Source organism: Burkholderia sp. AU38729 (genome assembly GCF_020419725.1).
In the GTDB taxonomy this organism is placed as follows: Bacteria; Pseudomonadota; Gammaproteobacteria; order Burkholderiales; family Burkholderiaceae; genus Burkholderia.
The window spans coordinates 1-24,244 of the sequence record NZ_JAIZQO010000026.1; the positions used below are offsets into that span (position 1 = coordinate 1).

General features: G+C 66.8%; 23 protein-coding genes. 15 read left to right on the forward strand and 8 right to left on the reverse strand.

The genetic code is table 11. The features are described from left to right. Positions 1–289: 289 nt before the first annotated feature. From LGM56_RS36400 to LGM56_RS36410, 3 genes are all read right to left on the reverse strand, one after another. On the reverse strand, positions 290–1,003 hold the full coding sequence (locus LGM56_RS36400) for a dienelactone hydrolase family protein (protein ID WP_226208182.1): 714 nt from the start codon (positions 1,001–1,003) through the stop codon (positions 290–292). Between the two features lie 322 nt (positions 1,004–1,325). After that, positions 1,326–1,637, reverse strand: a complete 312-nt coding sequence (locus LGM56_RS36405) for a DUF4148 domain-containing protein (RefSeq protein ID WP_226208183.1) — start codon at positions 1,635–1,637, stop codon at positions 1,326–1,328. Positions 1,638–1,957: 320 nt separating this feature from the next. Then, a complete protein-coding gene (locus LGM56_RS36410) occupies positions 1,958–2,923 on the reverse strand; it encodes a GlxA family transcriptional regulator (RefSeq protein ID WP_226208184.1) in 966 nt (321 codons plus the stop codon). 214 nt (positions 2,924–3,137) lie between these two features. Between LGM56_RS36410 and LGM56_RS36415 the strand changes: the two genes are divergently transcribed. The 4 genes from LGM56_RS36415 to LGM56_RS36430 all read left to right on the forward strand — a co-directional run bounded on the left by LGM56_RS36415 (position 3,138) and on the right by LGM56_RS36430 (position 5,528). After that, complete coding sequence (locus LGM56_RS36415) at positions 3,138–3,779, forward strand: HD domain-containing protein (protein WP_011349307.1); 642 nt, start codon at positions 3,138–3,140, stop codon at positions 3,777–3,779. A 250-nt stretch (positions 3,780–4,029) separates the two neighbouring features. Continuing rightward, positions 4,030–4,233 (forward strand): DUF1289 domain-containing protein, encoded by a 204-nt coding sequence (locus LGM56_RS36420; protein ID WP_226208185.1) that lies wholly within the window; start codon positions 4,030–4,032, stop codon positions 4,231–4,233. Positions 4,234–4,596: 363 nt separating this feature from the next. Then, positions 4,597–5,052 (forward strand): antitoxin Xre/MbcA/ParS toxin-binding domain-containing protein, encoded by a 456-nt coding sequence (locus LGM56_RS36425; protein WP_089430054.1) that lies wholly within the window; start codon positions 4,597–4,599, stop codon positions 5,050–5,052. Next, positions 5,049–5,528 (forward strand): RES family NAD+ phosphorylase, encoded by a 480-nt coding sequence (locus tag LGM56_RS36430; RefSeq protein WP_089498215.1) that lies wholly within the window; start codon positions 5,049–5,051, stop codon positions 5,526–5,528. Before LGM56_RS36425 ends, LGM56_RS36430 begins: the two co-directional genes overlap by 4 nt. 41 nt (positions 5,529–5,569) lie before the next feature. Here the strand turns inward: LGM56_RS36430 and LGM56_RS36435 are convergent, their stop codons facing one another. The 4 genes from LGM56_RS36435 to LGM56_RS36450 all read right to left on the reverse strand — a co-directional run bounded on the left by LGM56_RS36435 (position 5,570) and on the right by LGM56_RS36450 (position 9,926). Beyond that, positions 5,570–6,508 carry a tyrosine-type recombinase/integrase gene (locus tag LGM56_RS36435; protein WP_226208186.1) on the reverse strand — a complete coding sequence of 313 codons (939 nt, stop codon included), beginning with the start codon at positions 6,506–6,508 and terminating at the stop codon, positions 5,570–5,572. Between the two features lie 81 nt (positions 6,509–6,589). Continuing rightward, entirely contained in the window at positions 6,590–7,102 is a 513-nt protein-coding gene (locus LGM56_RS36440; RefSeq protein ID WP_226208187.1) for a DUF2165 family protein, read from the reverse strand. A gap of 285 nt (positions 7,103–7,387) precedes the next feature. Continuing rightward, positions 7,388–8,743, reverse strand: a complete 1,356-nt coding sequence (locus tag LGM56_RS36445) for a uracil-xanthine permease family protein (RefSeq protein ID WP_226208188.1) — start codon at positions 8,741–8,743, stop codon at positions 7,388–7,390. A 58-nt stretch (positions 8,744–8,801) separates the two neighbouring features. Further along, positions 8,802–9,926 (reverse strand): aryl-sulfate sulfotransferase, encoded by a 1,125-nt coding sequence (locus LGM56_RS36450; RefSeq protein ID WP_089498219.1) that lies wholly within the window; start codon positions 9,924–9,926, stop codon positions 8,802–8,804. A 102-nt stretch (positions 9,927–10,028) separates the two neighbouring features. Between LGM56_RS36450 and LGM56_RS36455 the strand changes: the two genes are divergently transcribed. The 11 genes from LGM56_RS36455 (at position 10,029) to LGM56_RS36505 (ending at position 23,070) form a co-directional block, all read left to right on the forward strand. Further along, positions 10,029–10,985, forward strand: a complete 957-nt coding sequence (locus LGM56_RS36455; RefSeq protein ID WP_226208189.1) for a LysR family transcriptional regulator — start codon at positions 10,029–10,031, stop codon at positions 10,983–10,985. A 223-nt stretch (positions 10,986–11,208) separates the two neighbouring features. Further along, positions 11,209–13,194 (forward strand): gamma-glutamyltransferase family protein, encoded by a 1,986-nt coding sequence (locus LGM56_RS36460; protein ID WP_226208190.1) that lies wholly within the window; start codon positions 11,209–11,211, stop codon positions 13,192–13,194. Positions 13,195–13,271: 77 nt separating this feature from the next. Continuing rightward, the gene (locus LGM56_RS36465; RefSeq protein WP_226208191.1) at positions 13,272–13,637 is read left to right on the forward strand and encodes a hypothetical protein; all 366 of its coding nucleotides are present in this window, start codon (positions 13,272–13,274) and stop codon (positions 13,635–13,637) included. 275 nt (positions 13,638–13,912) lie between these two features. Continuing rightward, the gene (locus LGM56_RS36470) at positions 13,913–14,455 is read left to right on the forward strand and encodes a hypothetical protein (protein ID WP_089498228.1); all 543 of its coding nucleotides are present in this window, start codon (positions 13,913–13,915) and stop codon (positions 14,453–14,455) included. A gap of 359 nt (positions 14,456–14,814) precedes the next feature. After that, complete coding sequence (locus LGM56_RS36475; protein WP_089430063.1) at positions 14,815–15,585, forward strand: hypothetical protein; 771 nt, start codon at positions 14,815–14,817, stop codon at positions 15,583–15,585. 145 nt (positions 15,586–15,730) lie between these two features. Beyond that, the gene (locus LGM56_RS36480) at positions 15,731–16,318 is read left to right on the forward strand and encodes a hypothetical protein (protein ID WP_226208192.1); all 588 of its coding nucleotides are present in this window, start codon (positions 15,731–15,733) and stop codon (positions 16,316–16,318) included. 78 nt (positions 16,319–16,396) lie between these two features. After that, complete coding sequence (locus LGM56_RS36485) at positions 16,397–16,939, forward strand: CbrC family protein (RefSeq protein ID WP_226208193.1); 543 nt, start codon at positions 16,397–16,399, stop codon at positions 16,937–16,939. A gap of 64 nt (positions 16,940–17,003) precedes the next feature. Beyond that, positions 17,004–18,254, forward strand: coding sequence for a metallophosphoesterase family protein (locus LGM56_RS36490; protein ID WP_226208194.1), 1,251 nt, complete (start codon positions 17,004–17,006; stop codon positions 18,252–18,254). A gap of 3 nt (positions 18,255–18,257) precedes the next feature. Continuing rightward, positions 18,258–21,728 (forward strand): ATP-binding protein, encoded by a 3,471-nt coding sequence (locus LGM56_RS36495; protein WP_226208195.1) that lies wholly within the window; start codon positions 18,258–18,260, stop codon positions 21,726–21,728. Between the two features lie 121 nt (positions 21,729–21,849). Beyond that, positions 21,850–22,374 (forward strand): HD domain-containing protein, encoded by a 525-nt coding sequence (locus tag LGM56_RS36500; RefSeq protein ID WP_043185438.1) that lies wholly within the window; start codon positions 21,850–21,852, stop codon positions 22,372–22,374. A 9-nt stretch (positions 22,375–22,383) separates the two neighbouring features. Beyond that, a complete protein-coding gene (locus LGM56_RS36505; RefSeq protein ID WP_089498226.1) occupies positions 22,384–23,070 on the forward strand; it encodes a DUF429 domain-containing protein in 687 nt (228 codons plus the stop codon). 173 nt (positions 23,071–23,243) lie between these two features. Here LGM56_RS36505 and LGM56_RS36510 read toward each other — a convergent pair whose 3' ends face one another. After that, positions 23,244–23,681 carry an ATPase gene (locus LGM56_RS36510; protein ID WP_226208196.1) on the reverse strand — a complete coding sequence of 146 codons (438 nt, stop codon included), beginning with the start codon at positions 23,679–23,681 and terminating at the stop codon, positions 23,244–23,246. Between the last annotated feature and the right edge of the window lie 563 nt (positions 23,682–24,244).

A 24,244-nucleotide genomic window follows, 5' to 3' on the forward strand; every position in this document is an offset into this window, starting at 1 on the left:
CTGGACCAACCTGGTCAACCTGTACCGTTCGCTGGGCGGCGGGTGGATCGAGCGGGCCGGCGAAACGCCGCGCGCGCCGGATGCACCGGTCGACTACGACAAGGCGGCCGCTCCGGCGCCTGCGTCGCCAACGGCGACGAACGGGTAAGCAAGACCAAGGGCAGGGGCGAGCCATTGCCCCTGTTCGCGGAGGCTGCCCGACGCGAAAACGAAAACGCCACGGATGAAAATCCGTGGCGTTTCTTTTTCCGCAGTCTACGTAGCCGCTCGCGTCGGAAGCGGCGTTACGTTACCCCTGCTTTTCCCAAAGCGTGCGGCCGAAGAACGTCAGCGTGCGATCCCACGCCATTTGCGACCACACCGGATCGAACTGCGTGCCGGCGATACGGCCGGGGCCGACAGCCGTTTCGTTCGCGAATGCGTGATGCGCGAGATAGCGATGGAATTCGACATTGACCTTCGCATCGGTCAGCTTCTTCTCGAGCGCATCGACCTGGTCGATCGCGAAGAACGCATCCTGTGTGCCCCAGTGGCCCATCAGCGGCACCTTGAGCTTCGCCGGATCGAGGTAGTCGAGCGGCGGGAGGCCGTACCACGTGACGCCCGCGTCCGCATCGGCGAACTGCAGCGACAGCAGCGTGAGTGCGCCGCCCATGCAGTAACCCGTCACCGCGACACGCGAGGCGAGCGTCTTCAGATGCGTCACGGCGCCCGGAATGTCCTGCGAAGCCGTGTCGCCGAAATCGAGCCCGGTCATCAGGTGGTGTGCTTCCTCTTCCTCGACCGTTGATTTGCCGCGGTACAGGTCGGGCACGAGCGCGAAGTAGCCGCAGCGCGCGAGGCGATCCGCGACGCCACGGATCTGGTCGTTCAGCCCCCACCATTCCTGGATGACGACGACCGCGGGCGCGCCTTCGGTCTTCGCCGGCGTGGCGAGATAGCCCTGCAGTTCCTGGCCGTCCGGGCGTCGAAACGTGATCATGGAACCGGATGTTTGAGACATGAAACCGCTCCTTTTCGAAAAATGCGATGAGTGCGGCATCGGGGCCGGCCTGCGGGCGCGGCGACGATCGGGCAAGCCGGGCGTCGTGGTTCCGCTCGCGTTCGTTTTGACCGGCACCGACCACGCGGCCATTCTATGCGCAAACACCGGCTGCCGTCGTGAACGGAGCCGCGCGGCACGCGACTCGCGAGACCGCATCGATCGGGACGCGCAATCCGTTCCGGGCGCGGACGGCCGGAAAACAAACACCCCGCCCCGACGAACGGGAGCGGGGTGTTTCGTTTGCTGCGCGCGTATCGGAATACGCGGGCGCGTGTCCGGCTTACTGGCCGAAATACACGGAGTCGCGGCCATCCTGCTTGACTGCGATCGCGCGGCCGGCGCGTACGCCGGCGGAGGCTTGCGCGCCGTAGCCGGTTTCATCGGCGTTCGTCACGCGGGCCTGGGCGGTCTGCAGCGCGCGCGGGTAATACTGATCGGAGACTTCGGGCTTGTAGCCGGCCTGTTCGAGCTGGACGAGTTCCGCGCGCACCTGGGCACGCGTCAGCTGGCCCGACGGATTCGATTGTGCCAATGCGCCGTACGAGGCGGACAGGGCGGTTGCGGCGACGACAGCGTAGATGAACGACTTCATGATGACCTCCGGTTTCATTGATTTCGCGCTTCGCTTGTTGCGTTCAGCGGTTGATTGCATCGTAGCGATCGCGTTACCGGTCGGAAATACGCGTTCCAGCGAATGATTATTGCAACTGGGTAAACGATCTGGGGCGGCGGGGTGTTTCGTCTGATGATTGCGAGGCTGTCCGGCGCTTGACGGGGACTGCGGACGGAGCCATGAGTGGGGCGATGCCGTCGGTCGGTAGGGGCCACAAAACGACCAGTTAAATCGCATTACGAAGTATTTGAGTGAGGCTGTTTATATCGTTCGTGCCGTATTTGTGGCACACGGCCGCGTCACTCGACCAGGACCGCCTGCCGTTTCCGGTATTCGGCAGGCGTGATTCCAACGTGCCGGGTGAACGACCGCCTGAGCGTATCGACATTCGCGAAGCCGCATTTCGCGGCGACCTGTTTCGGCGTGTCGTGACCGTTCTCGAGCAAGTGGCGGGCGGCCGAAATGCGGGTCGCCTCGACCCATGCGGCCGGCGTCATGCCGACTTCCGCGCGGAACAGGCGTGCGAAGTGGCGCGGGCTCATGCCTGCATGCTTCGCCATTTCCGCCACCGAATGCTCGAGTTCCGGATTCGCCGCGATCCAGCGTTGGACCTCCTGCAGTACCGAACGTCCGGCAGGGCGCGCCTCGCCCTTGCGGCTGAACTGGAGTTGGCCGCCCGGGCGCTTGAAGAACATGACCAGTTGTGCGGCGACGCGCCGCGCGATCTCGCGGCCGAGATCTTCCTCGACCAGCGCGAGCGCGAGATCGAGCCCGGCCGTGACGCCGGCGCCGGTGCGCAGCTTGCCGTCGCGCACATACAGTGCGTCCGCGTCGACGGCGAGCGATGGATACGCTTCGGCAAGCGCATCGGCCGCAGCCCAGTGCGTGGTCAGGTGACGGCCTTTCAGCAGGCCGGTGGCCGCGAGGATGAACGCGCCGGTGCAGATCGAGCCGTAGCGCTTGCTCTGCACGGCCGCCGCTCGCAGCCACGCGAGGACGTCGGAGCGCAGTGCGATCCGGCCGGCGCTCGGCGCGCCGGCGACCAGCAGCGTGTCGATGCGCTCAGGAATGTCGGGAACGATCCAGTCGGGCAGCAACTGCGCACCGGACGAACTGCGGATCGGACCGGACTCGCTGGCGATGATCCGCAATGTATAGAACGGCTTCCCGCATTCGGCGTTCGCTTGCGCGAAGACGTCGAGCGGTGCGGAGACATCGAGCAGTTGAACGCCCGGAACGGCGAAAATTCCTACGACCTTCGGCATGATCGATTGCGTGGTGTGTCGAACGTGACGGGTAGCAGTATAGAGGCGCCAGTGGCGCGCGAGGCTCGCAGACGGGCCTGTTTCCGGCGTTCTTCCTGCTGCGCGGGCGCCGTGTCCGTCCGTCGCGCAAAATGGCAGGATCTGACGTAACACGTCTATTGGAGACAGCTATCGGACGCCGGAGAATCGAGGGTGTTTTCAATGGAGGTCGATCATGACTGAGAACGTTGCAGGCATCACCATTCCCGATAGCCAATTGACGCGCGAAATCACCGAGCTCGTTCGCGATACCGCGTCTCCGTTGCTGTTCCATCATTCCAGCCGCGTGTTCTATTTCGCGGCGCTTGCGGGCCAGCGGCGCGGGCTGAAATACGATCCCGAGCTGCTCTACTGCGGGTGCATGTTCCACGACATGGGGCTCACGCACAAACACAGCAGCGCATGCGAGCGTTTCGAGGTGGACGGCGCCAATGCCGCACGCGATTTCCTGAAGGGCAAGGGCATTTCGCAGCAGGATATCGACGTCGTGTGGACCTCGATCGCGTTGCATACCACGCCGGGCATCCCGCAGCACATGCATCCGGTGATCGCGCTCGTTACCGCGGGCGTCGAGATGGATGTGCTGGGCCTGACCTATCCGGAATACAGCGATGTGGAGCGCGAGGCCGTCGTTCGTGCGCATCCGCGTACGCCGCACTTCAAGGAAGACATCATTCAGGCGTTCTACGACGGGATCAAGCACAAGCCTGATACGACGTTCGGCAACGTGAAGGCCGATGTGCTCGCAGACAAGGACCCGCATTTCCACGCAGGCAATTTCTGCAGCGTGATCCGGTCGTCCGCGTGGGCCGGCTGATTGCTCGCGGTGTGGCGCACGATCCCGGATATTGAGCGGGGGTCGTGCGCGAAAAGTGAATCGTGGCTCCTGAATGACTAAGTCGTGCGACTGTAGATGGCAACCGCACGATCGAACCCGGGCACACGTGAACGCCGCATCGTACGGCGACAACGCCATCATTCGGACAGCCGGCCCGGGCTGAAAGGTACCCATGTATGGGAGCGTAATTCGTAACGCTGCCGGATTTTCAACCGATACGAACGTTCCAATGGCTTCCACACTTCATGACTTACCCGACAGCCCCTGTGTCGGTGTGTGCTCGACGTTGTTCGACGATCTCTGCAAGGGATGCGGCCGAACGGCTGACGAGGTCTCGCACTGGGTGTTCATGAACGATGACGAGAAACGCGCGATATGGGAGCGCATCCGGCACGAGTGCACGGCGATGCGGTTCCGTCGCGATGGACGGTGAATCGTCGGGAGCGGCGTTCCTGATGACGGGGCGCGCTTGAAGAACATCCACTTGTCTTGATCGAACCGATCGACCTTGCCGGGGAGGATGAGCCGGCGAAATCGGAGAAAATGCAATCAGTTAAAAAGTTGTTACGTGACAACCGTGCGGCGTTTGTCGGGACTTTATATACTGAATAATTGCACCCCATCCCCTGGGCGAATCTCCGATTCGCGGCCGTAGAAGCTTGCCTCCAGGTGGATGGCGTACGTCGTCCTCGCCTCCGCAGGCACCCCGACGAGCACCACAGGCACGCCCTTCATCCGCGTCCGCAGGTTTTCGGCAAAACGCCTATAATGATTGGGCAAATTGCCGGGAGAGACCATGAGCACCATTGCTTTCCATCCTTCGGGCGTCGCGCACCCGCGTCAGGCCGAATTCACGATTCTCGAACAGCTGCTGGCGATCCGTGTCCGATCGGGGGCCGATCTTGCCGAGTTGGCGAGCGCCCGCATCGACGTCTCGGTGATCGACCGTCTGTCCGAGCGCGGGCTGAAATCCGACGAGCTGGCCTTCATCATTCCGCGTCGCACGCTGAGCCATCGTCGTCAGGCGCACGAACGCCTGTCGCAGGAGGAATCCGACAAGGCGATCCGTCTCGCGCGCATCGTCGCGCAGGCGACCGCCACGTTCGGCGACCAGGAGAAGGCGATGGCGTGGCTGCGCAACGGGCTTCAGCGCTTCGGCGGCCGCACGTCGCTCGACATGGCGAGCACCGAGCATGGCGCGCGGCTCGTCGAGGAAGCCCTCACGCAAATCGACGAGGGGTACTTCGCTTGACGACACTGTGGCGGATCAGCAATTTCGCCGACCTGAAAGGGATCGGCGGATTGCGCGCCGGCGGGCGCTGGCATTTTGCCGGGCAGCCCGTCGTGTATCTCGCCGAGCATCCCGCGCTCGCACTGCTCGAGACGCTCGTTCATTTCGAAATCGCCACGGTCGCGCAATTGCCGAGCGGATACCAGTTGCTTCGCATCGAGGTGGCCGATTCGGTCGATATCGCCGAAATCGCGGAGGGCGACGCGCCGGACGACTGGCGAACCAACGTCGACTGGACCCGCAGCGCCGGCACCGAGTGGCTGCATACGCAGCCGAGCGCGCTGCTGCGCGTGCCGAGCGTCGTCGTGCCGCACGCGCACAACTTCCTGCTGAATCCGCTGCATCCGGTCGCTTCCGAGGTTCGTATCGCCGAAGTCATGCAATCGCCGTACGACACACGGATTCTGCGGCTGATCCAGTCGCCGCCGGGCGAATAGGGCGCCGAGCGACTCGCGGCGCGCGCCGAGCGCGGGCCGGATCAGCGCTCGTGCGCGGCGCGGTCCGCGGCCGCATCGGGCGGCAGCGTCTGCCGGATGCGCGTGACCGTTCGCGTGCTGACGAGACCGAGCATCGCACTGACGTCGGCATGCGCGTGGCCTGCAAGCAACTGGCGGCGCGCATACGTATTGCGCAGCACGCGCGGGCTCATGTCCGCCGCGTGGAAACCGATCGCGGTCAGCGCGTCGCGCACCACGAGCAGCAGGAACATGTCGTTCATCGCGCCACCGCCGCGCGGCGCGGGAAACAGCAACGCGGATGCCGGCGTGTCTGCCGAGCGCACCCGCCATGCGGCGAGCGGCGCCAGCGCAAATTCGGCGAGCGTGATTCGGCGCCCCGGCCGCGCCCGATCGCGCGGCACGGCGAGCGCAGGCGGCTGCGCGTCGAGATCGGGCGCGTCGCAGGTTGTCGCCCGTATCTCGGCCGACGTGATGCCGCTCGCAAGCAGCAGCGCGACGATTGCGCGATTCCTGCAGTCGGTGCGCGTGTCGTGTGCTCGCGGCTGCACGTGGCGCTGCAGCGCTGCGTCGGCATCGGGTGGCAGATAGCACGGCTCGGGCTCGCCGTCCGGCCATGCGAGATCGCGCGTCGTCCGGCCGGCCGGATGGATCGTGCGCACGCCGGCGTCGACCAGATGCCGGCCCAGCCGGTCGATCAGCTTCGCGTAGCGCACGCGGGTCGACGTGCCGGGCGCGCAGGTGCGATCGAGTTCCGCCAGGAAGGCCGCGACGTGGTCGGGTCCGAACGTGGCCAGCGACACGCGTCGTGCGGTCAGATAACGCAGGAACCGTTCGAACATCGCGACGTGCTGCACGACCGATCGCGGCGCGAACGGCCGGCGATCGGCGCCGGTCGCGGCGGTCTCCTGCCACGCGCGGAAGGCGCCAACGGGGTCGTGAATCCAGCGATTCGTGTCCATGCACGATTTATAGCCGGACGCGGTCACGCCGGCAATCGTCCCGATGTCCTGTTGGCCGCCCGGCCCGATGCAAGCGCCGTGTCACTGCGCGGTACGCGTGTCGTCGATGCCGTCGTTGTTCATCGTCAGGTAGACCAGCACGAGCAGCAGCGTGATGAAGAAGCGGAACGCGTCCGGCACGCCGTTCCATTGCTTCGACATCCACATGCCGAACCACTCGCCGCCGACCGACATGAAGGCGACCTGCCACGTGAGGAAGCCGAGCGTCAGGCCGGCGATCGCATACGCCTTGGCCGCGCGGAATGCCGCATCGCCGGCGCGTCGTGCGCGCAGCAGGCGGACACCGCCGATCCAGCACAGCACGGCCGTCAGCGTTTCCAGTGAAATGATGCCGATATAGCCGGCGTGATGAATCCACGTCGTGCCGATCGCGCGAAACATGATCCCGTTGCCGGGGAACGTCGTGTCCATCAGGAACACGTGATGCACGAACGCGAAATTCGTCGCGTAGTCGGTGATGTTGCCGAACGCGACGAGCGAGGCGAAAAAAGCCATGGCAAGCACCATGGCTGCCTTGGAAAGACGAACCATCATATTGGACTCCGAAATGAATAGGCAGGAGAAAACGCGACCGCGCGGCGATCAGCCGGCGTTCGGGGCGATACCTGCGTGAGCGTGTCCGGCGGGGCCGGCGGTTTGCGTGCGTGGCACGGCGGCGCGGAGATCGGGACTGGAAGACCTGAAGCCGGGGCGGCGTCGAGGAGACGCACGCGCCGGCTGGATCGAGTGCCCGCGCCAGGAGGGAGCGGCGATTGTCGGTCGAACCTCGAGCGTCGTCAAGCGGGGCCTGCGCGCGTGTCGCGCTGCCGGCCGTCGCCGCTATGCGTCGCGCGAGGGCGCAGTTGCTGCTACCGTGCCTACCCGTCCCCTTGCCCGCGCCAATGCAGCGAACGCCAGTTGCGTCGCAATGGCCGCGAGCGTACCGGCCGCCATGCCGTTGCCGAACACGATCTGCACCGGCGCACCGAAATGGCGATACAGGTTCGGCACCAGGATCGGCGCAAGGCCGACGACGAGCGCGGCTGCGAGCGTGTACTGGTTGGCGCGCACGTGCAGGTCGACGCTCGCGAGCAGCCGGATGCCCATCACGCCGATCATCGCGAACACGACCAGCGCGGTGCCGCCGACCACGGCGGCCGGAATCGCATACGCGAGCCGCGCGAGCGGTGCGAACAGCGCGATGACGATCAGGATCGCACCGGCGGCAGCCGTCACGTAGCGCGAGCGCACGCCGGTCGTCTGCACGACACCGATATTCTCGGCGCTGGTCACGATCAGCGGCGTGCCGAACAGCGCGCCGGCCAGCGACGCCAGCGCATCGCCGCGTATCGTCTTCGGCACGTCACGCGACAGCGAGATCGGCTTGCCACACGTTTCGCCGACGGCGACCGTCTGCGCGGTGGCCTCGGCCATCGAGATCGCGGTGAAGATCAGCAGCGGCAGCGCGGCCAGCACGTCGAAGCGCGGCATCCCGAACGGCAGCCATACCGGATGCGTGAACAGCGGGCCGCGCCACACGTCGGCGAGCGCCGGCATCGCATCGAGCGCCCAGCCGAGCGTCGCACCGGCCATCAGGCCGATCAGCACCGCGAGCCGCCCGAGCGTGCCGCGGAACGCACCGGCCACGACGACGGTGGCGACGATCGTCGCCAGCGCGAGACCGAGTGCGCGCGGCTGCGCGAAATCGGCCGAACCGGGTTGGCCGACGACGATCGTCGCGTAGATCCGGATCAGGTTGACCGACACGAGCAACAGCATCGCGCCGACGACGATGCGCGGAAAGAGCCGCAGGCAGCGCGTGAAGACGGGCAGCAGCACCCAGTAGAACGCGCTGGCGAGCAATGCCGAGCCGGCCGCCGTCGGCAGGCCCGATTGCGCGGCGATGCCGGCGAACAGCATCGTCGGCGCACCGCCGGGCACCATCACGAACGGCATGCGTGCGCCGATCGGCCCGGCGCCGAGCGATTGCAGAAGCGTGCCGATCCCGCACGCGAAGAACGTCGCGCCGATCAGCTGGACCGTCAGGTCCGCCGGCAGCGCGAGCACTTTTGCGATCAGGAACACGGCCGTGATCGGGGACGCGGCCATCGACAGCACGTGCTGCAGCCCGAACAGCGCGAGCTGCCAGGCGGGCAGCCGTGCGTCGATGGGTGTTGAGATCGGATCGTGCGACACGACAGGCCCCTTCGAAGCGAACGGCGACGAGCGCCGGAAACCGGCGGTGAACGAACGGTCAGGCCCGCAGCCAGGGCAGTTGCGCGGCGCTGTAGCGGAACGTCTGGAATACGCTGTTGAGCTGCCCGGGGCCGGTCTTGCGCGCGGCTTCGTCCGGGTATTCGGCGAACCACGGAATCACGTATTCCCAGACGACCTCGCCGGCGGGCGTCACTTCGAACAGCCGGCCCGTCGATGATTCGGTGACGTGCGTGTTGCCGTTCGGCAAGCGTTGCGCGTTGCCCATGAACGGCGTGTAGAACAGGTTCACGACGTCATCCGCATACGACCACACGACGCGCTGTGTCGCCGGATCGATCTCGACGACGCGCGAGAACACGACGTGCGCGCCGTGGCGGAAATTGCCGTTGTCGAACGCGAGGATGTTGCCGTTCGGAAGCGGCACCGGCGCATGCTGGTGCGACACGACGTCGGGCCCGATCCGCAGGTCGACGCGGCCGGTTTCGCGATTCACGCCGATGATGCCCGACGTCGTGCGCAGGCTCATCAGTACGCGGCCGTTCGCATCGACCGCGAGGCCGTTGACGAGCGGCCAGTGATAGCGCCCGAAACCGGCCGCGATCGGGAAATCCTCGGGCCGCAGATGGTCGCGCGCATGCCATTCCCAGACGATCTGCCCGGCCCGGTTCACTTCGCGGATCACGTCCGCATACATCGCTTCGTCGTCGCCGTGCGGCGTGCCGCCCGGCACGCGCCGCGCGAACGCGGCGTCGACCGGCTCGCACGCGGCGTAGAGCAGGTTGCCGTTCGGCAGCCACTGCGCATCGTGGTGGTGCGCGGGATCCTCGTAGCGCCATACGGTTTCGCCTTGCGGCGTGACTTCGTAGAAGTCGCCGCCATGCCACATCGACCACGGCGCATAGCGCGATTCGGATTGCGGATGGTTGCCGTTGTAGCCGAGGTTGCCGTTCGGGAGGATCACCGCATGGCGGCCGGGGCGCACGGGCATCTTCCACTGGTGGGCGACTTCGCCGTCGATGCCGACGAGATAGACGTTGCCGTCGGCCGTCTGCGGCGCGATGAGCGTATAGCCGCCCGCGGACAGGGCGGGATCGTGGGCGATGAGGCCGACGCCACGGCGGCGCTGGGTAATCTGGTCGACGGTTGTCACTGCGGTCTCCATTCGAATCGGATGCGGGGATGCAGCGGAATCTAGACGATCCGGACGGTCAGTAAAATTGGATTATTCTTGACGGCCTGTTCGGAAAAATCTAACGGACCTTTTATGCGTTCGATATCGCAGACATTCCGCTGTTTCGACGAGGTCGCGAGGCGCGGCTCGATTCGCAAGGCGGCCGACGCGCTGCACCTGACCGCTGCGGCGGTGCACCAGCAGATCCGCAATCTCGAGGACCAGGTCGGCGTGCCGCTGTTCGACCGGCTGCCGCGCGGCATGCAGTTGACGCTCGCCGGCGAGATCGTGATCGCGGCCGTGCGGCGCGGCCAGCGCGACTTCGACAACGCGCTCACGCAGGTCGAGGACCTGCGTGCGCTGCGTCGCGGGCACGTGAACCTGGCGGTACCCGCGTCGACCGCGGAAAGGCTCGTGCCCGACGCGATCCTCGCTGCGCTGCGTCGCTATCCGGGCGTCACGTACAGCGTGCGTTCGGGAAACGGCGAGAGCATCGTGCGCTGGGTCGAGACAGGCGAGGCCGATATTGGCTATGCGTTGCGCCGGCGCACGTCGGCGGGCGTCGTCGAGGTGCGCGCATTCGCTCAGCCGCTGGGTGTCGTCACTGCGCCCGGCCATCCGCTCGCGGCGTCCGGCGGCAAGGTGCGGCTGCGCGACTGTTTCGCGCATCCGCTGATCCTGATGACACCCGACACGGAGCTGCGCGCGATGTTCGACCAGATCGATGCGCGGCAGCCGCGCAACGTGCGGCCGCTGATCGAGACGGGCTCGGTGCCGATGGTTCGGCGCCTCGCGGCCGAAGGCGCGGGTGTCGGCTTCCTGATCGCCGAGAACGTCGCGGACGACGTGGCCGCTGGCCGGCTCGCGTGGACGCCGCTTGCCGATGCGGGGGCGCGCTCGTTCAGCTGCATCTATCAGCGGACCGACATGAGCGCGACCGTTGCGATGACGATGTTTCTCGAGTTCTTCTCCGAGGCGATCGAAGCGATGGAGCGCGGATTCGTGCGCGACGGTGGCGCAGCCGGCAAGCGCCGTCGGGCAGCAAAGTAACGCCATCGGTCGCGCGGGCGCATCGCACTGCGATGCAGTGCAACACGCGAACCCGCGTGCGTAAGCGGTGACGTTGCGCACACAACATCCGGCCGCGCGACGCCAATCCCTTATTGCGGAAAAAATTCTGTTCATGGGACTATCGAGCGCGTTGCCGGCGCACCGAGGGGGTCGCAGGCAGCGTGATGTCCATCGCAACGACCTACGAGAACATCGGCAGACAATGAACAGAACAGCGATTTTTCCGTATGCGTCCGCGTTGCTCGCGGCCGCCCTGTTGACGGCATGCGGCGGCGACGTCGAGAACGACGCAGGCCGCACGCCGACACCTTCCACCGATGCGAGCTGCCTCGCGGTCGACAACAGCGGCGCGACGGTCGTGGTGGGCTCGAACCAGCCGGGCGACCCGTCATTGCCGGAGGCCTCCTCGGGCTATCGCACCGGGATGAAGCCGGTTTATGCGAAGACCTACCTGGTGGCCACGTCGAACGCGTACGCGAGCGCGGCCGGCTGCGCGGTGCTGAAGAAGGGCGGCACGGCCGCCGACGCGGCGGTCGCCGTGCAGGCCGTGCTTGGCCTGACCGTGCCCGAGGCGACGGGCCTCGGATCCGGCGGCGTGCTGCTGTACTACGATGCGCGCGGCAAGACGCTGCAGGCGTACGACGGCCGGGAAACCGCGCCGGCGGCCGCGACGGAGAACTACCTGCGCTACGTCGACGACGCGACCGACCGGTCCGCGCCGCTGCCGAATGCACGGGCGAGCGGCCGCTCGATCGGCACGATCGGCGTGCCGAGGCTGATCGAGGCGCTGCAGCAGGATCACGGCCGGCTGCCGTGGCAGAACCTGTTCGGCGATGCGATCACGCTCGCGACCAACGGCTTCCCGATCGGTGGCCGACTCGCCGACGCGATCGCGGCGAATGCCGCGAACCTGAAGCGCGACCCCGAGGCCGCCGCGTATTTCCTGAACGCGGATGGGTCGCCGAAGACGCTCGGCACCGTCCTGAAAAATCCGGCCTATGCGCGCACGCTGACGCAGATGGCGCAGTCGGGTGCGAACGCGCTGTACACGGGGCAGATCGCGCAGGACATCGTAGCGAAGATCGCGACGACGAAGGGCGCGGACGGGTCGACGCTCACGCCGGGCAAGACGACCGTCGCCGACCTCGCCGCGTACCAGGCGAAGCGCCGCGATCCGGTGTGCACGACCTATCGCAGCTACTGGGTATGCGGGATGCCGCCGCCGTCGTCGGGCGGCATCGCGGTCGCGTCGGCGCTCGGCATTCTCGAGAATTACGACCTGAAGTCGCTGAAGCCGACGGCGATCGATCTCGAAGGCGGCAAGCCGACCGTCACGGGCGTGCACCTCATCACCGAGGCGGAACGGCTTGCGTATGCCGACCGCGACAAGTACGTGGCCGATACCGATTTCGTGCCGCTGCCGGGCGGCACGTGGAACACGCTGCTCAACAAGCCGTACCTGAAATCGCGCGCGGCGCTGATCGATCCGGCCAAGAGCATGGGCACCGCCCAGCCCGGCAATCTGGGCGCGGTGCCGCTCGGTGTCGACACGACGCTGATCGAGCACGGCACGAACCAGTTCACGATCGTCGACGGCGACGGCAACGTGCTGAGCGCGACGACCACGGTCGAGTCGAGCATGGGCTCGTTCCACATGACCAACGGCTTCCTGCTGAACAACCAGCTGACCGATTTTTCCGCGAACCCGGTCGATAGCGCGGGCAATCCGGTGGCCAACCGCCTGCAGCCGGGCAAGCGGCCGCGCAGCTCGATGGCGCCGACGATCGTGTTCGGGCAGGCCGCGGACGGTTCGCGCGGCGATTTCGTGATGGCGACCGGTTCGCCGGGCGGCGGCACGATTCCGCAATATGTGGTCAAGACGCTCGTCGGCGCGCTCGACTGGGGGCTCGACGCGCAGCAGTCGGCGGGGCTCGTCGACTTCGGTGCGAGCAACAGCCCGACGACCACGATCGGCGGCGAGCACCCGAATGTCAACACGACGAACAACGGGGCGAACGATCCGCTGATCACGGGGCTGCTCGCGCTCGGGCACAAGGTATCGACGTCCGCGCAGGCGAGCGGCGTCAATACCGTGATGCGCGTAACGGTCGGCCAGTCGCCCGCGTTGCAGGGCGGCACCGATCCGCGGCGTGAAGGCGTCGTGCTCGGCGATACGTTCCGGCCGTAACCGGGCAGATCGCGCGGCCCCGAACTACCTGTATGCATCGACGGGCGGTCGGGGCCGCACATCGTGAAGGTGTCGCAATGACGAGCGCGCATCTGCTTGAAATGGACGCCATCCTGTCGGCGCCGGGCTTTTTCGATTTCCTCGACGACCTGGATTGCGATCGCGCGCTGGACAGTCGCGATGCCGAGCTGTTCGATGCGCAGTGGATGGCGTCGTTCGATGAAGTCGATGGCGATCCAGGCACAGCGGTCGACCGGCCGGCCGTGAGCGCGCTGAGGGAAAAGGCGTTCAAGCTCGCGTTCGGCGCAGCGGGGAACGCCGGTGCGGCGGCATGCGTATCCGACGATATCGAACTCATCGCGAGGAATTGGTTGTCGGGCCGCACCGATGGCTGGGCGATACACGTTCTTTGGAATGCTTATCGAAGCGGCCGGTTTTCCTGATCCGCCCCGATTGGCCGCGTCGCCGTCGTGTGATGCTCCGCGTGGCACGTCTCCAGCGTCACCCCGTCCACCGCTCAATCCCGCCGCAAGCCCCCGATTGTCAAACTATGTGAGGCAATCGTCAGCATTTGCAACGGAAGTAACAGTCCCCGCAAATCAGTCGTTTTGCGCGTCCGCGCCGCTACATTAGCTCCACCTGCCGCACGTCGCGGCAAGGCATGCGACAAGCCGCACGAAGGCGGCCCGCAGCAACAACGTCTTTGGGGAGAATGACCATGAACACGATTCGTACGATTCTGGTGGGTGCTGCACTGACGGCAATGGCGACTTCGGCTGCTTTCGCACAGACGGCCCAGACCGGTGCCCAGGGTTCCGCAGGTGTCGGCGCGCAGGTTCAGACGCCGCTGCTCGGCGGTGGCGTGGGCGTGCAGGCTGGCGCCGGCGCGAATGCGGCAGGCTCGGGTTCGGGTGCGGGCAACGTCGTTGGCGGCGCGCTGAACGGCGTCGGCAAGACGGTCGGCGGCGTAGGCTCGGCAGCCGGCGACACGGTTGGCGGTGCGACGCATGCGGTCGGTTCGGCAGCGGGCACCGCGAAGGATGCCGCCGCATCGGCCGTCCACTCGACGAAATCGCACGTGAAGCACGTCGCGGGCACGGCAAAGAGCCGTGCGCAAGGCGCGATGTCGACGGCAGGTGACGTCGCGGGCGGCGCGAAGGCGAAGGCCGGCGAGGCGCTCGAAGGCGCGACGAACTCGGTGCAGGGTGGCGCATCGGTCGGTGTGAAGGGTTCGGCGTCGGCGCAAGGCGGCGCGCTGTAAGCGTCACGCTTCCCGATAGAGCCCGGCCCGCTTCGATGCGGGCCGGGCTTTTTTATGGGCGCGCGCGGCGTGCCGTTCATCCCGTCCTCGATACCGGGATGCGTCGGCGTTCGCCACCCATCCGGCGACGCGACGGGCCTGCCTGCCGGCATGGACCGGCAACGTGCGGCGTGCGCACCCCCTGCCCATCGCCCGCCGGCCATGCTTAAATAGCGAGGCTCCCGGTTGCCGGGCCGCCGCGATCGCGGCGCCGTGGGATACGGGCCAGCATGTCCGATCGACATCGTGACGACAGACGACACCAAAACGCCGTTCCGGCCAGCCCGGCGCGGCCCGATAACATTCCGAGGCATCACGTCATGACCATCCTGTTCCGTCTTCTCGCGCTCGCCTGCGCGCTCTGGCTGGCCGCCTGCGCAGGGTCGCCCCCGCCGTCCGGCAGTACCAGCGCATCCGCCGCCGCACCGGACGCCAGCGAACGCCGCGGGCTCGGCACGGCATGGGGCGAGTCGGTGCGGTCCGAAACCCGCCAGGTCGATTTCGAACGCGCGGATCCGGCGAAGCCGACGGATCTCGCGTCGGTCTACTACAACGACGCGTTGCCCGGACATCCTCCCGCGTCCCAGGTTCGCCGGTTGCCGACTCGCGTCGCACTCGCCAACGGCGACATCGCGCTGTCGTTCACGGACGAAAAGGGCGCGCCGCTGCGTCTGGCACGCAGCGACGGCCGCTGGCACATGGCGGGCGTCGAAGGTTCGCGCTACATGATCGTGCTGCGCAACCAGGGGCGCCGTACGTTCGAGATCGTGTCGAGCGTCGACGGGCTCGACGTGCTGTCGGGGCGGCCCGGCAGCTATACGAACGGCGGTTACGTGCTGTATCCGGGCCGCACGCTGACGATCGAGGGTTTCCGCAAGAGCCGCGACGAAGTCGCCGCGTTCCGCTTCGCGGCGGTGCCCGACAGCTATGTCGCGAATTCGAAGTATGGCGATGCCGCGAACGTCGGCGTGATCGGTGTCGCGGTGTTCGCGCAGAAGGAGAACGACGAGGAAGCGCTGCGCCGCAACGCGAATCCGTTCCCCGGCAATGACAACGGCTATGCACCGCCGCCGGTACCGCGCGGCGAGTGACGGCATCTCGTGGATCGGCCGCGTGCGTCGTGACGAACGACGCGCGCGGGGCGTTCCTGGATCGGGGCTGCCCGAACGGCATGCCGGCGCATGCGATGAACTTCACCACCCTCCTGCGCGATTGATGCGGACACGGATCATCCCGATGAAATCGATGGCGTTGAAGCTCGCGGCGCTGGCGCTGCTGGCCTCGAATGCCGCCGTTGCCTTCGCCGAAACGCCGGCGCCCGAATCGGTGCGGCTCGCCAACGGTCACGCGATCGAATGGGCGCGCCCGGGGTTGTTCGAGGTCGATGCCGCCCGCCACCGGAAATCGGTATTGATCGTGCCGGCCGCGCTTCGCCACGCATTGCGCGATGCATCGAGTGTTGCATTCCCGTCGGACCGTTCGAAGCGAATCGACGGCAAAGACTATCTGCTGGTCGTCGTCAACCGCTCGTCGAGCAGCCGCCCGACAGGATATTGCGGCGCGGGCGAAGAAGGGGCGCTGTACGTGCTGGAGCTGCACGGCGCCCATGCCGTGCCGCGTTTCTCGCTGCCGGTTCAAAGCTGCCTCGACTCCGTTTCGCTCGACACCGACGGTGGCGCGCAATCGCCCTACCTGGCGATCGCGTGGCGCGACGACCCGGTCGGCATCGACATCCGGTGGGAATTTCTTTCTCACGGCGGTGCAACGCATCGCGTCTATCGTTTCGTGAACGGCACGTTTGTCGAGACCGGGATTCCGCAGTAACGCGGCCGGGCTGCGGCACAATGGCCGTTCGAATTCGCGTCGCGTGCACTCCCACCATCCGGATCGACGGAGAGCCTCATGTCGTTACCCGCTTTCAGGTACCATCCCGACCCGCTGGCAACGGGTAGCGTGATCCGCTCGGACGCGCGCTGCGTGTGTTGCGGCGATGCACGTGGTTACGTGTACGCTGGCCCCGTGTATGCGGTCGACGAGTACGAGCAATGCATCTGCCCGTGGTGCGTCGCCGACGGTTCGGCACACGCGCGGCTCGATGCGGTCTTTACCGACACGTACGGCATCGGCGGCGGCGAGTGGGATGATGTACCTGACGCGGTCGTCGACGAAATCGCCTGCCGCACGCCGGGCTTCCAGGGCTGGCAGCAGGAACGGTGGTGGACGCATTGCGGCGATGGCGCGCAGTTCATTGGCCGGGCAGGTGCGGGCGAACTGACGGCGCTCGGCCCGCAGGCGGTCGTGTCGATTCGCGAATCGACCGGACTCGACAAGGGCGCCGAGTGGGAGCGCTTCTTCGCCGCACTCGACAAGGACGGCTCGCCGACCGCGTATATGTTTTGCTGCATCCATTGCGGCGAACTCGGCGGCTACCAGGATTGCGACTGATGGCCCGGCTGACGGCACCGCACGTCGATCGCTGGCCCCATCGTCATGAAACAAAGGAATCTTCGTGAAGTTCATCCACGCGGCAGACATACACCTCGACAGCCCGTTGCACGGCCTGAGCGCCTATCCCGACGCGCCGGCCGCGCAGTTGCGCAACGCGTCGCGCGAGGCGCTGCGACAGCTCGTGGATCGTGCGATCGAAGAGGAAGTCGCGTTCCTCGTGATCTCCGGCGACCTGTACGACGGCGACTGGAAGGACCACAACACAGGCATCTTCTTCGGCCAGCAGATGGGGCGCCTGCGCAAGGCCGGCATCCGCGCGTTCGTCCTCGGCGGCAACCACGATGCCGAAAGCGAGATGACGAAGAAGCTGACGCTGCCCGACAACGTCACCGTGTTCGGTCACCGCAAGGCGGAAACCCACAAGCTGCCCGAATTCGACGTCGCGCTGCACGGGCAGAGCTTCAAGGACAAGGCTGTCGTCGACAATCTCGCGATCGGCTACCCGGACCCGGTGCCCGGTTACTACAACATCGGCGTGCTGCACACGGCGCTCGAAGGCTATGCGGCGCACGCGAACTATGCGCCGTGCACGCTGGCCGAACTTCACGCGAAAGGCTACGACTACTGGGCGCTTGGCCACGTGCACGAATTCCAGCAATGGTCGGGGCCGTCCACGGTGGTGTTTCCCGGCAACCTGCAGGGGCGCCATATCCGCGAGACGGGCCGCCGCGGCGCGGTGCTCGTGACGGTCGAGCAGGGCCGCACGCAGGTCGAGCGCCTGTATCTCGACGTGCTTCGGTGGGAAGCCGTGTCGGTCGACGCGTCCGATTGCCTTACCGTCGCCGACCTCTCGAGAAAAATCGGCCAGGCGCTGGAAGCGCTGCTGACCGTCGACGGCCATGTGCCGCGCGCGGTGCGCGTGACGGTCACGGGGCGCACGCCCGCGCATGGCCTCTTTTTCGGCCGCGCGCCGCAGTTGCGCGCGGAGGTGCTGAACCAGATCGGCATCATCGGCAACGAGCGGCTGTGGCTCGAGAAGGTCCGGCTCGCGACGTCCGCTACCGATCATCAGCCGGGCGAAAGCGAGCCGCTCGAAGCGCTGGAGGACCTGAAGCAGATCCTGGCCGACGCCGCGCGCGATCCGGATTTCCTCGAACTGCTCGAGCGCGACCTGAAGCCGTTCGTCGGCAAGGTGCGCAGCGACGTGAAGGAAGAGGTGCCGTTGTTGACGATGGCGCGCGCGGGTGAGCTGACCGCACTCGTCGAGCAAGTCGGGCCCGCGTTGCTCGCGCGGCTGGCGAGGGGGGAATAAGCGATGCGGATCAACCGGCTCGAACTGATCAAGTACGGCAAGTTCACCGACGAGACGCTGCGTTTCCCGGCGGCCGGCGAGGATTTCCACGTGATCGTGGGGCCGAACGAGGCCGGCAAGTCGACGATTCGCACGGCCGTGTCGGAGCTGCTGTTCGGGATGAAGCTGCAGACACCGCTTGATTTCCTGCACAGCACGCCCGAACTGCGGATCGGCGGCGTGCTGGAGAGCGGCACGGGCGAACTCGCGTTCCACCGCGCGCGCGGGCGCAGTCCGCTGCGCACACCCGCTGACGACAAACTGCCCGACGACTTTCTGGCCGCCGTCCTTGACGGCGCCACGCGCGAATTCTTCGAACAGATGTTCGGGCTCGATCACGGGCGTCTGGTCGACGGCGGCCGGAGCATTCTCGACGCCTCCGACAAGCTCGGCCAGGTGCTGTTCGAATCGGCTGCCGGTGTCGGCAGTCTCGGGCCGGTGCGTGAGGAGCTCGAGGCGCGTTCGGCTGAACTCTGGGCGCCGCGCCGCAGCGGCAGCGCGTTTGCACTCGCCGAATCATCGTTCAACGAAGCCGTGACCGAACTGAAGACGGTTCAGGTGCGCACGCGCGACTGGGTCGAGCGCAAGGACGCGCGCGAAGCGGTCGAACAGCAGATCGAGCAGGCACGTGCCGAACAGCGTCGGCTCGAAGCGCTGCGCTCGAAGCTCGAACGCGTGCGACGGCTGGCACCGTACCTGAAGGAACTGACGGTCAAGGACGCCGCGCTGGCGGAACTGGGCCCGGTCGTCGAGTTGCCGCCCACCGCGTATGCGGACCTGCTGAAGGCGCAGGGCGATCTCGCGGCCGAACAGAAGGTGCTCGAGGAACGGCGTGCCGACCTGCTTGCAAAACGGCAGGCGCGCGATGCGATCGACGCCGACGCCGACACGCTGGCGCTCGAAGCCGACATCGAAGCGCTCGACCGGCTGCGCGGCGCGTGCATGAATCACGCGCAGGATCTGCTGCTGCTCGGCGCGGATGTCGAGCGGCACCTGTCCGCCGCGTTTGCAGCGGCCGCCCAGCTCGGCTGGCCGACCGACGAAGCGTCGCTGCGTGCATCGCTGCCGACCGCGTTGTCGCTGAAGACCGTTGCGAACCTGTTGCGCGAACACGGTGCGCTGCACCAGGCGCTTGCCGGCGCGCGCGAATCGCTCGACGAACGCACGCGCGAGCTTGCACAGGTGCAGGAACAACAGGCGCGCCTGTCGACCGTCGACGTGCCGGAGGCGCTGCGTGCTGCGCTGGCCGATGCGCAGGGCTTTCGCAACAGTGGCCAGCGCGAGCAGGCGCTCGAGCAGGAAATCGCCGCCGCCGAACGCACGTTGTCCGGCGCACTCGATGCGCTCGGCCAGTGGCGCATGCCGGTCGATACGCTGCGTGCGCTCGACGTGCCGTCGGCGGCGCGGCTCGGCACGCTGCTGAAGGAAGACAGCGAATGCGCGAGCGCGGTCGCTGCTGCACGCGACGCGCGGGGCGGCGCACTCGAAGAGCTCGAGCGGCTCGAACTGCAGGAAAAGCACTTCGCGGAGAACCACAAGGTCGTCACGACCGCCGACGTGCTGGCGGCGCGCGCGCGACGCGACGGCGCGTGGGGCGATATCCGCAGCGGCGCGGTCGATCTCGCAACGGGCGCACCTGCGGTCGACGACGCGATCCGCCTGGCGGACGAACTCGTCGACGCACAGCTCGGTGCGACGCAGGCGGCGGCGACATTGCAGTCGCTGCGCCAGCAGGTCGAATCCGCGCGTGCCGGCGTGACGCGCAGGCAGGCCGCGCTGGACGAGCGCGAGCGTGAGCTCACCGCGCATCGCGACGCATGGGCCGCGCTCGCGACGACCGCCGCGGTGCCCGGCATGCCGTTGGCGGCGATGGGCGACTGGCTTGCAAAGCGCGACACGGTGTTCGCCGCGCAGGTCGATCTCGACCGGCAGCGCCGCGAATTCGACACGATTCGTGCCGCGCGGGCCGGTGCCGAGGCTGCGTTGCGTGCGGCGTTGCGTACCGTGTCGCGCGGCGGCGAGTCGGACGGTCTGGCGGCGCTCGTCGCGATCGCCGAGACCTTCGTACAGTCGGCCGAGAAGGCGCTCGCGCAACAGGACAGCCTCGAGGATCGCGCGCGTGAAGCCGAACGCGGATGCGCGACGGCGCAATCGCGCGCCGGCCACGCACAGGCGGCCTACGATGCGTGGCAGGTGCAATGGCGCGACGCGCTGGCCGCCGCGAAGTTGTCCACGAGCGCGGCGACGCTGGCCGCCGCGGAAGGTGCGCTCGGGCTCGCCAACGCGGTGACGGTCGAACTGGCCGATGCCGACGCGCCGCGCAACCGGATCGTTGCGATCCGTGCGGAGCTGTCCGCGCTCGAGTCGGGCGCACGAAGGCTCGCCGAAGCGCTCGCGCCGGAATGGCTGACGAGCGGCGACTGGCCGGATGTCGCACGCCGACTGACGATGCGCCTTTCGACTGCAAAGGAAATCGCGCGTGCGATCGGTCGTGCCGATGAAGCCGTTCGGCAGGCTGACAGCAAGGTCGCGGATGCCGCCGCCGCGGTGGCCGGTGCCGATGCGCGCATCCAGCCGCTGCTGCAACTGGCCGGCGTCGCGTCGATCGACGCGGCGCTGCCGCTGGCCGAACGCTCGGATCGTCAGCGCCAGCTTCGACAGGCAGTCGATGCCGCGCACGAGGCACTGGTGCGCGATGGTGACGGCCTGTCCCGGTCCGCCGTCGAAGCGGAAGTCGCGGAGCAGGACATCGCCGACGTACCGGCGCACCTCGAGGCGGTGAAACAGTCGCTCGGCGACGTCGGCAAGCGTCTGAACGAGCTTGCCCAGCAGCAGGTCGTGGCCGATCAGGCGTTCGGTGCGATCGACGGCCAGGCGAACGCGGCCGTTGCCGAATCGAAGCGACAGGAAGCGCTGGCGGCGATGGGCGAAGCAGCCGAACAGTATCTGGAGGCGGCCACGGCGAGCCGGTTGCTGAAGTGGGCGACGGATCGCTATCGCGACCAGAAGCAGGGGCCGATGCTCAGGCGGGCCGGCGAGATTTTCGCGGGGCTCACGCTGGGCGAATTCGCGCGGCTGACCGTCGATACCGAACGGACGCCGCCCGCGCTGTATGCACGACGGACGCAGGGGGCATCGGTCGAGGTCGCGGGGTTGAGCGAAGGGACGCGCGACCAGTTGTTCCTCGCGTTGCGGATCGCGGCGCTGGAGCTGCAGCTCGGCAGTCGGACCGCACTGCCGTTCGTGGCCGACGACTTGTTCATCAACTTCGACGATGCGCGCGCGAAGGCCGGCCTCGATGCGCTGCGCGATCTGTCGACGCGAACCCAGGTGCTGTTCCTGACGCACCACGACCACCTGCTGCCGCTCGTGAGGGACGTATTCGGCGCGCGGGTCAACGTGGTCGAGCTCCAGCGCGCACCGGTGGGCGCGTGACGCAGGGCATGCGTGAATGCCGGCGCGCGGGCAGGGTCATCACGAACAGGTAGTATGTGCGGTTCCGAAATGCACGCGGCCGGTTCTGCCGGCCGCGGGGCAGGCCACACGAGGGGGGAATATGAAAAAGCTGGTAGCCGCCATCGCGTTCGCGGCGGACAAGCATCGCAATCAGCGGCGCAAGGACGAAGAAGCGTCACCGTACATCAATCATCCGATCGCGCTCGCCGATGTGCTGGCCAACGAGGCCGGCGTCGAGGACGAACGCGTGATCGTCGCGGCCGTGCTGCACGACACGGTCGAGGATACCGAGACGACGGAGCAGGAACTGCTGCGGCTGTTCGGCAAGGACGTGGCGGACATCGTGATGGAGGTCACCGACGACAAGTCGTTGCCGAAGGAGGAGCGCAAGCGCCTGCAGGTCGAGCATGCGGCGACCATCAGCCGGCGCGCGAAGCTCGTGAAGCTGGCCGACAAGATCTGCAACCTGCGCGACATCGCGCGGCATCCCCCCGCGGACTGGCCGCTCGAGCGCAAGCAGGCGTATTTCGACTGGGCGAAGTCGGTCGTCGACCCGATGCGCGGTGTGCATCCCGGTCTCGAGGCGATCTTCGACACCGCCTACGACGCACGGCCGGCAGACTGAGGCGCCCGCATGCGATCCGCTCGATCCTTCGGATCCGCCACGTGGCAATCGTCGGCCGTGGCGGGTGTCGATGTGGGTGGAGAAAAGAAGCAGTGCGATCTCGTGATCCTGCGCGGACGGACAGTCGTCTATCGCGAGGAACGGATCGCGCCCGAGGCGGTGCCTGCGCTGTGCCTCGCCCATGACGTCGTGGCCGTGGGTGTCGACGCGCCGAGCCTGTGGTGGACGGGGAGCGGGCGCCGCGCGGCCGAACAGGCGCTCGCGCGCGAACGGATCTCGTGCTTTCCGACGCCGTCGCGGGAGCAGGCGGTTGCAAGCACGTCAGGTTTCTTCGACTGGATGTTCATGGGAGAGCGGGTCTACCGCTCGCTCGCGGATGCCTATCCGCTGCTGACCGGCGCCCGCTATGCGGGCGGGCGCGCGAGCTTCGAAACCTATCCTTATGCGATCACCTGCGCGATGCTGGGGAGGGCCGTCGCATCGGCGAAGCAGAAACGCAACCAGCGCCGGCAATTGCTGGAACGACTGGGCGTCGACGTGTCGACGCTGAAGTCCGTCGATGCGCGAGACGCGACCCTTTGCGCGTTGACGGCGCAATGCGTCATCGACGGGAATGCGCACGCGTATGGCGATGCGGAGGGCGGATATATCCGCGTGCCGATCGTGAGCGAGACGATCGTTCTCGACGCACTGTAGTCGTGTCGCGCCGCCCGGGCGACGGGGAGGTGCGAAAAGGTGAGCTTTTGCGGGAGGGCGGCGCCCCGCGCGACGGCGAAGGCTTCGGGCCGGGGCTGCAGGCCGGCAAACATGGGGATGGCTGGCGCACACGACATCATGCCGGTGCGCTACGCGGTCCCGAGCAGCGTCGCTCAATCCTCGAGGATGGCTTTCGGTACGCTGGACAGATCGCAGGCGTCCGCCTGTTCGAAGTAGCCTTCGGCATCGTCGATCATCACGACTGCGACATCGATCAGCTCGTCGAGCCGTTGCAGCAGCGACTCACGCCACTCGATGTCTTCGTCGCGCTCGGGCGTCTTGTCCAGTTGCTCGATGATCGAGTCGGCCGTCTGCAGGAAAGGAATCGCCTGCTGATAGTTTTCGATCGAGACCATCGCTGCGTTGCGCGCACCGACGAGTCGCTCGCGATGCTCATCCGCCAGTTCGGATTCACCGCTGATCCGCGGCAATACATCCGAGATGCGTTGCAGAAGCGGCGGAGCCTGTTCTTCCAGGATGATGGCGCGCTCGCGCAGCGCTGCATATTCGTCGCGAAGGTCGGCGTCGCCGGATTGAGAGGTGCTGTCCATCGTGGATATGAGTGCGTGGTTCGGTCGCGGCATGATACTCGACGGCACCCGCTTCCTTGTCCGTTCCGCGACCTCGTATATAGGGGGACGACAGTCATACGTCACATCAATAGAGGGGGGCTCGCGTTGCGATGCGTGGCCCGTCGAGCCCCAAGCCCCCGTGCGCGCCAGCGCACGGGGGCTTTTTCAAAATATTTTCACAAAGGGGCTTGCGTAGACGGGGGTGGGTGCTTAGAATCACGCCTCTTTCGCGCTAACGGAAACGCGGCGCGGGAGAAGGGAAGCAGGGCGGGTGGTGTGCTGGAGTCTGGAGCGCGCAACTGGCCTGGAAGTTGAGCCCCGCAGTCGCAACGATGCAGTGTAAAAAGTTGTTGACGAGCTGCGAAACACGGTTCATAATCTCGCTTCTCTGCTGCTGAAAACGCAGCGCTGCTGGGAAACACGAAGTTCCTCGCAGAATGCTCTTTAAAAATTAACAGCCGATAAGTGTGGGCGCTTGATGAAAGCGAGCTGATCCTCGGATCAGATAGCGAAAGTATCAAGAGTCTCACACTAAAGTAAGT

Bases quoted from the DNA above. Each gene is read 5' to 3' on its own strand.
- LGM56_RS36415 (WP_011349307.1), top strand. From the start codon at position 3,138: ATGACTGAGAACGTTGCAGGCATCACCATTCCCGATAGCCAATTGACG.
- LGM56_RS36510 (WP_226208196.1), bottom strand. From the start codon at position 23,681: ATGGACAGCACCTCTCAATCCGGCGACGCCGACCTTCGCGACGAATAT.
- LGM56_RS36505 (WP_089498226.1), top strand. From the start codon at position 22,384: ATGCGATCCGCTCGATCCTTCGGATCCGCCACGTGGCAATCGTCGGCC.
- LGM56_RS36400 (WP_226208182.1), bottom strand. From the start codon at position 1,003: ATGTCTCAAACATCCGGTTCCATGATCACGTTTCGACGCCCGGACGGC.
- LGM56_RS36500 (WP_043185438.1), top strand. From the start codon at position 21,850: ATGAAAAAGCTGGTAGCCGCCATCGCGTTCGCGGCGGACAAGCATCGC.
- LGM56_RS36420 (WP_226208185.1), top strand. From the start codon at position 4,030: ATGGCTTCCACACTTCATGACTTACCCGACAGCCCCTGTGTCGGTGTG.
- LGM56_RS36475 (WP_089430063.1), top strand. From the start codon at position 14,815: ATGACCATCCTGTTCCGTCTTCTCGCGCTCGCCTGCGCGCTCTGGCTG.
- LGM56_RS36410 (WP_226208184.1), bottom strand. From the start codon at position 2,923: ATGCCGAAGGTCGTAGGAATTTTCGCCGTTCCGGGCGTTCAACTGCTC.
- LGM56_RS36440 (WP_226208187.1), bottom strand. From the start codon at position 7,102: ATGATGGTTCGTCTTTCCAAGGCAGCCATGGTGCTTGCCATGGCTTTT.
- LGM56_RS36450 (WP_089498219.1), bottom strand. From the start codon at position 9,926: ATGGAGACCGCAGTGACAACCGTCGACCAGATTACCCAGCGCCGCCGT.
- LGM56_RS36455 (WP_226208189.1), top strand. From the start codon at position 10,029: ATGCGTTCGATATCGCAGACATTCCGCTGTTTCGACGAGGTCGCGAGG.
- LGM56_RS36425 (WP_089430054.1), top strand. From the start codon at position 4,597: ATGAGCACCATTGCTTTCCATCCTTCGGGCGTCGCGCACCCGCGTCAG.
- LGM56_RS36435 (WP_226208186.1), bottom strand. From the start codon at position 6,508: ATGGACACGAATCGCTGGATTCACGACCCCGTTGGCGCCTTCCGCGCG.
- LGM56_RS36460 (WP_226208190.1), top strand. From the start codon at position 11,209: ATGAACAGAACAGCGATTTTTCCGTATGCGTCCGCGTTGCTCGCGGCC.
- LGM56_RS36470 (WP_089498228.1), top strand. From the start codon at position 13,913: ATGAACACGATTCGTACGATTCTGGTGGGTGCTGCACTGACGGCAATG.
- LGM56_RS36495 (WP_226208195.1), top strand. From the start codon at position 18,258: ATGCGGATCAACCGGCTCGAACTGATCAAGTACGGCAAGTTCACCGAC.
- LGM56_RS36485 (WP_226208193.1), top strand. From the start codon at position 16,397: ATGTCGTTACCCGCTTTCAGGTACCATCCCGACCCGCTGGCAACGGGT.
- LGM56_RS36465 (WP_226208191.1), top strand. From the start codon at position 13,272: ATGACGAGCGCGCATCTGCTTGAAATGGACGCCATCCTGTCGGCGCCG.
- LGM56_RS36405 (WP_226208183.1), bottom strand. From the start codon at position 1,637: ATGAAGTCGTTCATCTACGCTGTCGTCGCCGCAACCGCCCTGTCCGCC.
- LGM56_RS36480 (WP_226208192.1), top strand. From the start codon at position 15,731: ATGAAATCGATGGCGTTGAAGCTCGCGGCGCTGGCGCTGCTGGCCTCG.